8 protein-coding genes are annotated in these 12,953 nt (G+C 42.4%); 2 read left to right on the top strand and 6 right to left on the bottom strand.

Annotated features, from left to right (window positions below):
• Positions 1–74: 74 nt before the first annotated feature.
• Complete coding sequence (locus OCK74_RS11170; protein WP_279297120.1) at positions 75–1,505, top strand: anion permease; 1,431 nt, start codon at positions 75–77, stop codon at positions 1,503–1,505.
• 177 nt (positions 1,506–1,682) lie between these two features.
• The gene (locus tag OCK74_RS11165; protein ID WP_279297119.1) at positions 1,683–2,903 is read left to right on the top strand and encodes a M20 metallopeptidase family protein; all 1,221 of its coding nucleotides are present in this window, start codon (positions 1,683–1,685) and stop codon (positions 2,901–2,903) included.
• A gap of 5 nt (positions 2,904–2,908) precedes the next feature.
• On the opposite strand, the gene OCK74_RS11160 is transcribed toward OCK74_RS11165, so the two are convergent.
• The 6 genes from OCK74_RS11160 to treZ all read right to left on the bottom strand — a co-directional run bounded on the left by OCK74_RS11160 (position 2,909) and on the right by treZ (position 12,908).
• A complete protein-coding gene (locus tag OCK74_RS11160; RefSeq protein ID WP_279297118.1) occupies positions 2,909–3,763 on the bottom strand; it encodes a pirin family protein in 855 nt (284 codons plus the stop codon).
• A 45-nt stretch (positions 3,764–3,808) separates the two neighbouring features.
• Positions 3,809–4,333, bottom strand: a complete 525-nt coding sequence (locus tag OCK74_RS11155) for a GNAT family N-acetyltransferase (protein ID WP_279297117.1) — start codon at positions 4,331–4,333, stop codon at positions 3,809–3,811.
• Between the two features lie 157 nt (positions 4,334–4,490).
• Complete coding sequence (locus OCK74_RS11150; protein WP_279297116.1) at positions 4,491–5,543, bottom strand: FUSC family protein; 1,053 nt, start codon at positions 5,541–5,543, stop codon at positions 4,491–4,493.
• Positions 5,544–5,613: 70 nt separating this feature from the next.
• Entirely contained in the window at positions 5,614–6,414 is an 801-nt protein-coding gene (locus OCK74_RS11145; RefSeq protein WP_279297115.1) for an SseB family protein, read from the bottom strand.
• Between the two features lie 454 nt (positions 6,415–6,868).
• Entirely contained in the window at positions 6,869–11,092 is a 4,224-nt protein-coding gene (gene treY, locus OCK74_RS11140; protein WP_279297114.1) for a malto-oligosyltrehalose synthase, read from the bottom strand.
• The gene (gene treZ, locus OCK74_RS11135; protein WP_279297113.1) at positions 11,085–12,908 is read right to left on the bottom strand and encodes a malto-oligosyltrehalose trehalohydrolase; all 1,824 of its coding nucleotides are present in this window, start codon (positions 12,906–12,908) and stop codon (positions 11,085–11,087) included. The genes treY and treZ overlap by 8 nt, the downstream gene beginning before the upstream one ends.
• Between the last annotated feature and the right edge of the window lie 45 nt (positions 12,909–12,953).

Below are 12,953 nucleotides of genomic sequence, written 5' to 3'. Positions count from 1 at the left end.
AAGAGCAATTCTTCTCTTAAGTCAAGTGGACATATTGTACAGACTTCAGGTAATGGAAAATAAACCCAAATGCCATGACAGAAATCAATTATAAAACTTTAATACCGACTTTCATATTTGGACTTATTTTATGGTTTATAACTCCTCCAGAAGGCGTTAGTTTAGAAGCATGGCACCTGTTCTCCATTTTTATCTCTACCATAGTAGGCATCGTTCTGAAAGCGGCCTCCATGGGTACTCTGTCTATCGTGGCTATAGCCTTGGTGGCACTTTCCGGCGTACTAGCGCCAGACAACACAGAACAAGCCATTACAAAAGCTTTAAGTGGATTTGGCAACAGCATCATCTGGCTGATCACCATTTCTTTCTTTATTGCAAGGGGGTTTATCAAAACAGGCCTGGGAGCCCGCATTGCATACTGGTTGATCAAAATATTTGGCAAAACGTCCTTGGGCCTTGCCTATTGCTTAAGCGCCTCAGAATTAATACTGGCGCCTGCCATTCCTAGTAATACGGCAAGATCCGGTGGCATCATTTACCCCATTATGAAATCTATTGCCTTGAGTTTTGACTCTAAACCTGATGATGAGGAATCCAGGAAGAAAATAGGCAGATTTCTTACACTGAGTGCTTACAATGCGAACATAATTGCATCAACTATGTTTCTTACTGCTACAGCAAGCAACCCCATCTGTCAGAAGTTTGCTGCCAATATGGGTATAAATATGTCATGGGGATCATGGGCCCTTGCCGCCCTTGTGCCAGGCTTAGTGGGCTTGTTGGTAACCCCTTTGGTAATCAAGCGCGTCATACCGCCTACAATAACAGACACGAAACAGGCTAGTATTGAAGCCTCCGCAAAACTGAAGGAAATGGGAGGGATTACCCGTAACGAATGGTTCATGATCATCACCTTTTTCATCCTCTTGTTTTTATGGATATTTGGCAGTGTAATCAATGTGAATGCAACGACTACGGCCTTTATTGGAGTAAGCATACTGCTGATTTCACAGGTATTGAATTGGGAAGATGTAAAATCGGAAAAAAGTGCCTGGGACACCATGGTGTGGTTTTCAGCCCTGGTAATGATGGCCAGCGGCTTGAATGCACTAGGTTTTATTGATTGGTTCAGTGGCATGGTGAAAGCCCAGATTTCAACCTTGTCCTGGCGAATAGCTTTCCCCATCATCATACTGGTATACTTCTATAGCCATTACATTTTTGCCAGTGCCACTGCGCATGTGGCAGCTATGTACGCGGCCTTACTCGGAGTTGGCATTTCCCTGGGCATACCTGGCGGCTTGTTAGCTTATATGCTGGCTTTCATTGGATCTGTTTTTGGCACACTTACCCATTATGGACATGGTCCCGCTCCGGTATTGTTTGGCAGTGGTTATGTCACTGTTAAAGAGTGGTGGAAAACGGGCGCTATTTTGAGCGTGGTATTTATATTGATTTGGATGGTTATAGGTGGCGCATGGCTGAAGATAATTGGCGTTTTCTAGTAAATGAATTTTCACTTCATACCTTATATTGTCGTTGCCATTTCTAAATTTATTAAACGATCTTAAAATACCCGCCAACCTGGTGAATCGACGATGATACTGTTTGATTATCTGTATATTGAATACCCAAGCATTATTGGACTAAAGTAAAGATGAACATAATTCAGACTACAGATTATGGAAGATAAACTCTATCAAAGATTAATTGAAATTCGAAGAAAGATCCATCAGCAGCCTGAATTAGGTTACCAGGAATATAATACGGCAGCTATAGTCTGCAGGGAATTGGATCAATTACAAATACCATATAAATCAGGCGTAGCCAAAACGGGTGTTGTGGCTACCCTTACTAAAGGTAGCGGGCCGTGCATTGCACTGAGAGCTGACATGGATGCCCTGCCCATTCAGGAAGAAACCGGGCTGGACTTTACATCCCAGGTTGATGGAAAGATGCACGCTTGCGGTCATGATGTCCACACAACCATGCTCATCGGGGCAGCACACTTATTAAAACAAGAGAACTTTAGTGGGACCGTAAAATTCATATTCCAACCCTCAGAAGAAGGAAATTATGATGATCCAGAAAAAAAATCTGGTGGTCATCGGTTAGCAGAATCCCTTGAATTTGAAGATGTACAACTCGCGCTGGGTTTACATGTACATCCATTACTGCCAGTGGGACAAATTGCTTATAAATTGGGGCAATCCCTGGCTTGCGCCAACTTCTTCAGAATTAAGGTACAGGGAAAAGCTGGGCATGCTGGCGCTGCCCCTCACCTGGCTATTGATGCAATCTTCATCACCAGTAGCTTGATCCAGGCAGTTCAATCTATAGTTTCCAGGTATACAAACCCAGTCCAGCCTGTAGTAATTTCCTTTACTAAAATACAGGGTGGAGTGGCCCCAAATATCATTGCAGAACATGTCACTCTGGAGGGAACCATTAGAGCCTTCGACCTTGATACGTACCAGGAGGTAAAAGACCGGTTAAAAGCAATGGCAAATGGTGTAGCAAATACATTTGGGGCAACAATTGAAGTAGAATACCTGCTCGACTATCCAAGTTTATTGAATGACAAAAAAGTTCATGAAAGACTAGAACCCGCTCTGCAAAATACATTTGGATCACAAAACGTCGTGGAGATAGACCCCTCATTAGCTGGTGAAGACTTTGCTTTCTATTCAAGAAAAGTACCATCAATGTTTTACTGGTTAGGTGCAAGAAATGATGCTGATGAATGTTTTTTCCTTCACCACTCGAAGATGATCGTCAATGAACAATGTATCAGTTTGGGTTCGCAATTCCTTGCCGAAGCAGCCCTTACACTAATGAAGGGGCCAATCTCGAAATTTGCCTTATTCTCTTCTGATTTAATAGACCAGACTCATTCAACTTAAAGAGACTACCATAGAAACCTCTGGCCCTCCCCAACATCAGCAATATGCCCCATCTTCCCTTGCCGGTAGTCCTGGTACAATCGCTTGATGTCTTCGGATGAATCCCCGATAAACGGACCATAGGAAACGATAGGATCACCCTGCGGTTGGCCGGCATACAATACAAAACGAACACCTTCTTCTCCTGCTCTTAACCTCAATTCACTAGGAACCGCATTCCCCGGCAGATCCAACCATCCAACCTGGTCCTGCTTCAAAAGTCTCCCTTCGTCTCCCACTTCTACACTCCCATTCAATACATACAAAAATGTATTGTAGTTGGCCGGTATTTTCTGTACGGTCGCGACACCAGGCTCAAAACTGATATCCGCAACAATCATTGGAACATAGTTTTTTATAGGAGAGGTCATCCCTGCAAGCGAACCACTATACAACTTAATATGAACTCCATTTTGAGATAATTTCGGCACATGCTCAAAAGGCAGATCCTGCACTCTTGGCATGGCCCACCTGTCCTTCTTAGGAAGATTCAACCAAAGCTGCAAAAGGCGCATCCTGGCTTTTTTATCAATGGTCTCAGTATGAACAATTCCGCTGCCTGCGGTCATGATTTGGAAGTCACCTCCTTTCATTTCACCCATTTCTCCTTCTAGCAATAAGGACACTGTTTCAAATCCTGCATGGGGATGTGGCCCGCCCACAGGCTCTTCATCCTTCTTGTCCAGTATATCATCCATCAGCATGATAAAAGGATCGCTTTCAGAAAAGGGAATTTGTATAACTGGTCTTGCCGTATGACCAGGCCCTAGAAACCCTGGTTCACCAGGAGGTGTATGTATCTTGGTTAGTTTTCGTATCATGATAAATAAAGCTTTTATTTTTTAGCATACAAACCGCCCCATTTCTCAAACCATCTCAAACGCTTTTGGGTATACCACTGTTCCGCTGACACCTTTAAGTCCATCTTCCACAAGTTCAATCGCCATAAATACATCGGATGGAACTTCAAATGGCGATTGAATGTTCCATCTCTTTGCCGGAACAAACCCGAACTTGGGATAATAATGCTCATGCCCCAATACAATCACAGATGCAAACCCAAGTGCTCTTGCCTTGGCAAGCCCGCTCACAATCAATTGTCCGCCTATCCCTTGTTTTTGCAGGTCTGGCACAACAGCCATCGGCGCAAGTGCCAGGCTTTCATATTCACTCCCATCCTCATTTATGATTTTGATCTTAGTAAACAAAATATGCCCAACTATTTTCTGCTCAAATGTTGCAACCAGTGAAAGTTCCGGAATAAAACTATCACCACTACGCAACAACTCAACCAAATTAGCTTCAGACGCTTGTCCAAAGGCTAATCTGTTGACTTCATAAATGGCAGTAAAGTCACTTTCTGTTTCTGGTCTTATGTCAACGTTGATCATGGAAGAATGTCATTCATATTGATTAAAAAATCAAACTTGCACTACTAATTTACCAACAATCCTTTTAAAAATTGAAAAGCTCCACATTAGTAGCTTTTTAGAAATTCACATCTGTAGTATCCAATTATCAACAATGGAAAAACCTTCAACCAAACATTCATTTCCTCCTCGAAATTGCAATTTGTGTTTTCCTGATTTGCCTCGTCGCGATATAATGAACTCTTTCATTATACAAGATCCACCCTCCTATAGCCCCAATGATACTTCCGGTTAGGATATCCAAAAACCGGGCAGTAATCAAAGCCGTTGGATTTATTGTCAATGCATTACCAGACTCGGCCAGGAAAATAGTGAGGATAGTGATAAAAATTACAGCAATCCCATAATTCCGGACAACAAGAAATTCTACTATAACTTGTAAAGCGATAATGCTGATGCAAATGATCAGGGGTGTAGGATGCAGCATCAGGATAAACCAGGTAATGCCTAACCCAACGAAGGTGCCCAAAATACGCTGAATACTCCTTTGCCAGATATGATGGGTGCTCGCTCCTTGCATCACTGCTGCACAGGAAGTGGGCACCCAATAAGGATTTTCCAGTTTCAACAAATGAGCAATCAGTAAAGCAACCCCCACCATAAAACCAAAAGTTGCAGACTCAACAAGGTTGACATATTGATTCTTACTTACATTGATCACCTGGTTAGTAGAGCCCAACTTCTTCATGGTGAGGAAGCTATACAACAAACCCAAAATGCAGGAGATCATAGTGCCTATACCTACAAAGCCTATGTTTTGAGGGATCCTTTCCAACTGAAAAGGCATACAAATGGCCACTGAGGCGATCATGATAAAGAAAAAATTACCAGGGGGCTTGGTCAGTTTTAAATAATACAAAGCAGAATGGACCGCAAATGCATATAAGCCGAGCGCCAGGGATGCTACAAAAGGGTTAAAACCCAAAATGGCACCTATGGAAAAAGAAACCATCAAACCAAAAGAACAAATCATCAATGTGGCCATTCGATGGGCAATACCTATTGAATGTATGTATAAGATCACCAACCCTGCCATTGAAGCTAGTTTCCACCCTGGAAAGTTGCCGTAAAAAAATCCTACCATGATAGGAATCCCAACACTCAGCCCAGCCAATACCGGGATATGCCACTTCCTGTCTGTTTTCTTAAATTCAATAAGCTGCTTCAACATGTCCCATAGTTTTTCTTTCAAATGGGAAAGTAAAACTTTATCCGGTTACATAGCTGTTGAGCATCGTAACTTACCTCCTGTAAAATAGTGAGTCTTGGATATTGCGGATTGTCTGCAATCTCTCTTCAGTTTGAATGATCATAATATCAAGTGCGATTTCTAACTGCTCATTCGCCAATGCTTTATTCAAAGCGTTATGCAATGCGGCCCTAGAATTTTCAGTTACAGTGGACATTCGGATACCAATTACAATGCTGGTTTCATCATTCAGGCTTTGTGCATATTGGTAGGCTTCCAGTATGGTATCTACTTTTTGAAAGTTATTGATAAGATTCTTTAAGATGTGTCCATTTAATGGCTTAGCAGGTTTGCCAAAAAGCAATGTTGTATCCTGCTTTATAGTTCTTGTTTCAATGTTGCTGCGATTACGTTCTAATACAAACATGTTTTTCTGATCACTATTAATCACAATCCTGTCAATGTCATGTTGCTGGCAAAACGCAAGTAGGTCTTGGGATTTCATCGCTGTATAAGCAGTCTCTTTTTTTGCCCATTTATAAAGTGACTTTTCATCGCTAAATGCTCCAAGTACTTGTAAACCATCTAAATTGAATACTGAAGTCAGGGTTAATGTTGAACCTTTTTTTAGCGTTTTCCACTTACTTGTGCCATGAGTTTCATTTACAGAAGGAAGAAGCAAGTAAGAATTACCTCTTGATATTTCTTGCAGAATGGCTTTGTAATTTTCATCGGAACGCTGCCTGCCATTCATGTCAAGTAAATAGTTTAGTCTGGAATTATCTGGTTTTGTTTCCAGCTCGACCGGTTGGTCTTGCTCATAGGCACCAAATAGTTTTTTCAAAAAGTTCATAGAATAACGGGTATAAAAGACAGCTTGTAAACGGCTATTCGCTCTAATATAAATTATCTTCATCTCTTTTCCAAATCAGCTCACCCTTATTTCGATCTATCACACCCACATTTTTTCCACCCCAACTACGTGCATCCTTGGTTGCTGCGCCCTACCTAAGCCGTACCAACTCCGTACTTAAGCCGTACCATAGCCGTACTTAAGGCTAGACTACTTCGACCATCCTTCGATCATCCTTCGACTATCCTTCGACCATCTTTCGACTATGCTTCGATCTGAATTGAGCAAATGCTCATAAATAAGGGGAAAACAACCTACAGGCAGAACGCCCTAAAAAGCCCTGAACGGAGGCAATGGAACTGGGCCTAAAGGTACAAAACCAACCCCCACCTTCCAAGTTTTGAATCCCCCCAACTCCCAACTCCAAACGTCAAACTCCCATTCGTCATTCGCATCACATTCTGTTATACAAAGCCGTCCATTCTCTTAAAAGATGCTCAGCATTCCCATTCAACTGCCCTGGCACCAACCGCCACCTCCAGTTTTCCTCTCCTGACGAGGGTATATTCATCCTTGCACTTTCATCAAGTGAAAGTACGTCCTGCAATGGCAATATAACCGTCCTGCCAACAGACCCATACGCCAATCTGCCCAATACTCTACTCACCTCATTTTCAGGAACATTATATCCCAGATATTGATTCAAACGGTACCTGTCATTCTGGCCCTCCTGCCTGTACCATCCTAATGTTGTATTATTATCATGCGTACCGGTATACACAACGAAGTTCTCTCCATAGTTATGGGGTATATGGGGCGAGTGCGCAATATCCTCGCTAAATGCAAATTGCAGCACCTTCATGCCTGGCAGGTTAAATTCATCTCTCAACCTATAAACTGTTTCATCAACTTCTCCCAGGTCCTCGGCTACAAATGGAAGTCCGCCTAATTCCTGCTGCACAACCGAAAAGAAATCCGATCCGGGACCTTCTTTCCATTCGCCATTCCTGGCCGTTTCTGAACCAGCGGGAACTTCCCAATAGGAAACAAAAGCCCTGAAATGATCCAGGCGAACCAGGTCAAATAACTCTTTATTCTTTTTCAATCGCTGAATCCACCAATCATATCCACGCTCTTTCAAGACATCCCATCGAAAGACAGGCATGCCCCATAGTTGTCCGTCAGCACTAAAAGCATCAGGTGGAACCCCGGCCATGCCTATGCGCTCTCCTTTACTGTCAACACTAAAGATATCCCTGTGTGACCATACATCTACCGAATCATAACTCACATAAATTGGAAGATCACCCAACAGCATGATCCCAAGTTGGTTGCAATAGGCTTTTAACTCTTTCCATTGTTTCATAAACAAGAATTGCAGCCACTTGGTTTTGTTCATTGCATCCGCTTGTTGCTGTTCCAGCTTCTTGATTGCGGCGGGCTGCCGTTGCTTCAAAGACACCGGCCATTCATACCATGGCTTACCTTTTTGAATCTTCTTGGCTACTGAATAAATAGCAAAGTCATCAAGCCATTCTTTTTCCTGTTCACAGAATTGCTCAAACAGGTGTTTAGCCGCTTCATAGTCATTGTTCTGAAAGTTCGACCAGGCCTTATCAAACAAATCAGTTTTAAGGCGCTCTACTTCTTCGTAATTCACCCTCGATTCAGCAGGCAGGTAATACCCCTGTAAATCAGATTGATGCAGAAATCCATCTTTCACCAGCAATTCCGGGCTGATTAATAACGTATTCCCAGCCTTGCTCGAAATCGAACTATAGGGCGAATGACCTTGCCCTCCTTCAGTTGGGTTAAGAGGTAAGAACTGCCAGAAACGCTGGTGACAGCGATATAAGAAGGATGCAAACGCCTTTGCCTCCGGACCTAGATCTCCAATACCAAATGGTGAAGGAAGGGAAGAAACATGAACCAATATGCCTGCACTCCTTTGGCCTACTGTTTGGAACAATCTCAATATAGCCAATGGCAATCCTGCAAATACTTCCTGTATCCTGATCTCCTTGGCAGGGTTGCTCCTGGCATGTGATAGCAGATGTTCCCAACCGCTGGTTAATTCCTGGGGTAAAACAATGGCTGTATTTTTCCAGTCTATCTCATTGACAGAAGTATTCTGTTCCTGGCAAAGAACAGTAGGATGTAAGGGTACAGCTATGATAATCCACGTTTGCAGGTACCTCCGGGCAAATGCAAATACATGGTTTTTATAAGCCCCACTTACTCTAAGAGGAATATAATCACCTCTTACAAAAAGTTCAGGATGCTCCGATCGCATTTGTAATACCGATTTCAACAGCCATAATTTCACGCGTCCATCGTAGCGTGTTTCCCATAACTCCTGGAGCAGCCTTTCACTTGGAGATTCATTTTCTACAATTGATTCCAGTAACAGGCCTCGCTTGTCATAATCCACTGACCTGCGATTATCAGGATCAACAAGACTGAGATCCCACAAATCTGTTCCCTGGTAGATATCAGGTACACCAGGGCAAGTAAGTTTCAGCAATAATTGGGAAAGAGAATTAACAATACCAAAGTCAACAACCCTTTGATGAAAGGATTCAAAACTATTCCAGAATGGTTTCTTTTTATCTAATAAGGCTTTTGCAAAGGCTTTTACCGAGCTTTCATACTCCTCATTAGGAGAAGTCCAATTAGAATACCGTTTAGCCTCCCTGATAGCTTTTTGCACATATTCCAGTAATCGATCTTTATAATCACCATCATCTGCTCCGGGCATTGGATAGGATCCTATCAAAGTCTGGTAGATCAAATATTCATCGTTCGCATCAGGCGCATCATCCTCCTTCAACTCCATTGTTAATTCTTGCCATTCGTCCACGGTTTCAAACCATTCTTCGGGTATATCAGTCAATACATTCAACCTCGCACGCACATCCTCTCCCCTTTTGGTATCATGTGTAGATGTTGCGTTCAGCGATAATGGCCACTGTTCCTGCCGTGCCTTCATTTTTTCATGAAACTCATCTGGCGCCAACCCAAAAGATGCTGGAGCATCCCCAACTTCATTATGTCCTATAAATCGGTTATAGGTATACATAAGCGTATCTTCAACACCCTTTGCCGTAAGAGGCCCCGTAAATTGCATGCATCGCTGGTAAAATTGCAACACACGACTGTTATAATCTTCATTACCCTCATGTGGCCGATGCAGTAAAACTGACTCCAGCAAACCTGTTGCACTAATTAATTCAGTATCCGTCTTGCGTATGCGGTTAAGAATCAGCTGAACGCCTTCTGCCTCCGCCCCCTCCAGAGGCAACTTATTACCATAGAATCGGTAAACCGGACATTGTATCAAAAACTCAGCTATAACGTCCTTTAAATCTTCTCTCCTGATACTTGAGAACGATCTTTTTTCAACCAGGTTCAGCTCAATAAATAACCTGTAAAGGTTGTCCAGTTCACCACCCATATGATCCAGAAGTATTTGTCTCTTCTTTAAATAGATATGATGGGAAATTGAAGTGAAATCATCAGTAAGTTCCTGGTAATAATCTGTAAACGCATCTTCACTCTCATTCTGCGTAAACAGGTTATTCACCATAGCAAGAAAATCATAGCCCGTATTGCCTTGAATAGGCCATTTCTTTGAAAGTACTTCTCTTCGCTCTAATATCTTTTCAACAACGATGTAGGTTTCCTCTCCTGTCAGTTGCCGTAGGCGCCCGAGGTAAGCCGTTGGATCATATAGCCCATCAATATGATCGACGCGCACACCTTGAATAATACCCTTGTTTACCAAGGTTTTAATATATTCATGATGTGCCAGGAAGGCCTCCTCATTCTGGATGTTCAAACAGATCAATCCGTTTACAGTAAAGAATCGCCGGTAGTTGATCTTTGCATCTGCTTCTTGCCAATGACATAGCCGGTATGCCTGTTCACCGGCTATTTGTAATAATTTTTCCTTATCCTTGTTGATCTGCTGCAAACGGGCATCAATAGCTGATCTGACGGCTTTATTTTTCATTACACCAGCCAACTGCAAACGAAACTCATCCCATTGTTCACTGTAAGCCTTAGCATCTTCAATCTGTTTCATTCCAGGCATCTGTACAATCAGTTGCTCCAAAGCATCTAGATTCAATTTTTCTCCCCCATCCAATATGGTAGCGTAAGATTTAGGATACAATGGATAACTCATATTGTAATATTGAAATACAAACCGGTTATCCGTATAAGCTATTTTCAACTCGCCTCTATTGACCACATCCTCCAGGGTTGATCCCAGGAATGGAACCATAAGTCTTCCTTGATGCATATCTCCCGACCAGGTAATATCAAAGTAAGGAGCGTAAACAGATTGCGGGCCTTTCTCCAAAACATCCATGATCCAGGGATTGGTGGAATCGAAAGCCATATGATTCGGTACGATATCCTGGAGCCAGCCTATACCTTCCGTTTTTAATTTGTTGTTGATCTCTTTCAATTGCTCCTCTGTACCGATTTCAGGATCAATCTTACTTGAATTCAAAGTATCATACCCATGCGTGCTTCCTTTTAAAGATTCAAATATGGGCGAAGCATAAATTGTTTTGATTCCTAAGCTTTTCAGGTAAGGAATTATCTTTTCAAGATCGGTAAAGCTGAAATTTTTATGAAACTGTATCCGGTATGTTGCTACAGGATTATACATGGTTGTTAGAATATAGGATGAATGATTCCGGTTGCAAATCGATATTCTCATTATGGGATACAGATGTTGGGACTGCACTATGTCCATTCCATTCAGGCGCAGCAGAATTGATCAAAAGATGCCATTTGTCAGATTGATTAGGAATTTTGACAGTTTGTTGCGCACCTGAAAAATTGAAGTAGCAAAAGACTTGCCGCTCATGGTGCCATCTCCGCAGGAATAATACGTTTTGTTCGTCCATTACTTCAACATCAAGTTGACTTCTGTTGAGATGAGATAAAGCAGGTTGCTGCTTACGAACAGCAATAAGTGTTTGATAGAATCGAAACATTGTTCTGTGAGGTTCTTCCTCAAGCAGGTCCCATTGCAGCTTTGATTGCAAGAAGGCGTCTTGATCCATAGGATCCGGAGCTTCTCCTTCAGCATGAAATGCAGTAAATTCTGCTTTACGCCCCTTGCGTACGGCCTCTGCCAACTGCGGATCTGTATGGCTAACGAAATATAGAAATGGATGCGGCTCGCTCCACTCTTCTCCCATAAACAACATGGGTATATAAGGACTAAACAAAACAGAACCTGCTAAAACCTTTTGCATTTCAAAAGATTTCAGAACACTTGTGCGCTCGCCTAACATCCGGTTTCCTACCTGGTCATGATTCTGTGAAAACACAATAAACCTGCCACCGTTTTCTCCCTCGACTTTTACACCAAATCTCTTTTTACGGTGTTGCGAAAACTGGCCATCATATACAAAAACATCCTGGTAAGCCTTTGCTAAATGATGGATGCCTTCAAAATCTGAAAAATACCCATATCGGCTACCACCTGCGGTTACACGAAGTGAATGGTGAAACTCATCCACCCACTGGGCATCCATACCATAACCTCCCTTTTCCAATTGATCGATATAGCGGGTATCATTCAGATCTAGTTCCACCATAAGATAATGCGTCCTGCCGGTCTCCTTCATCAGGTCATTAACGCGCAACTTGATCTCTTTTAGAATATGTACAGGACTAAAGTCTTTGATTGCATGAACAGCATCAAGACGAAGTGCATCAATATGAAATTCCCTGAACCACATCAAGGCATTTTCTATAAAATAATCCCGCACGCCATCACTCCAGGCATCATCAAAATTGATAGCCCCTCCCCAGGGAATTCTATATTTATCATTGAAGTAAGGGCCGAATAGGTAATGATAAGCCCCTTCCGGACCTAAATGATTGTACACAACATCCAGCACAACTGCTATGCCTTTATGATGACATGCATTGACTAAATGCTGTAATCCCCTCGGACCACCATAACTATTCTGTACGGCATATGGAGCTACGCCATCATAACCCCAGTTGCGGCTACCAGGAAATTGTGCTACAGGCATGATCTCTATTGCATTCACACCCAGATCTTTAAGATAATCCAGCTTTTGCTCAATAGATAAAAAAGTACCTTCCTGTGTAAATGTTCCGGTGTGCAATTCATACAAGATATATTCTTCGAGTGGCGGATTCTTCCACTGCTCATCAGACCATTGATAATTTTTGAGATCAATTGCTTGCGAAGATCCGTGTACACCTTCAGGTTGGAAACGTGAAGCCGGGTCGGGCAACGGATCACTACCATTCAAACAAAACTGGTAGCGGCTACCTTCTTTGATTTGATCAGTAGTTAGTTTCCAGTAACCCTCTTCGCTCTTTTCCAATTCCAGGCGTTCAGCTCCGTCTATTATTGTCTCAACTTTTACTGCGTAAGGAGCCCACAAAACAATTTCATTTGTTCCGTTTTTATGGAAATCAACTCCAGGTTTTCTCATAGATTATTTTTAGCAATTAGTAATTCACATGTTCAGAACCACATT

It is taken from the genome of Paraflavisolibacter caeni (assembly GCF_025628885.1).
Taxonomy (GTDB): domain Bacteria; phylum Bacteroidota; class Bacteroidia; order Chitinophagales; family Chitinophagaceae; genus Flavisolibacter; species Flavisolibacter caeni.
This window is presented reverse-complemented; position numbering and strand designations above follow the sequence as displayed.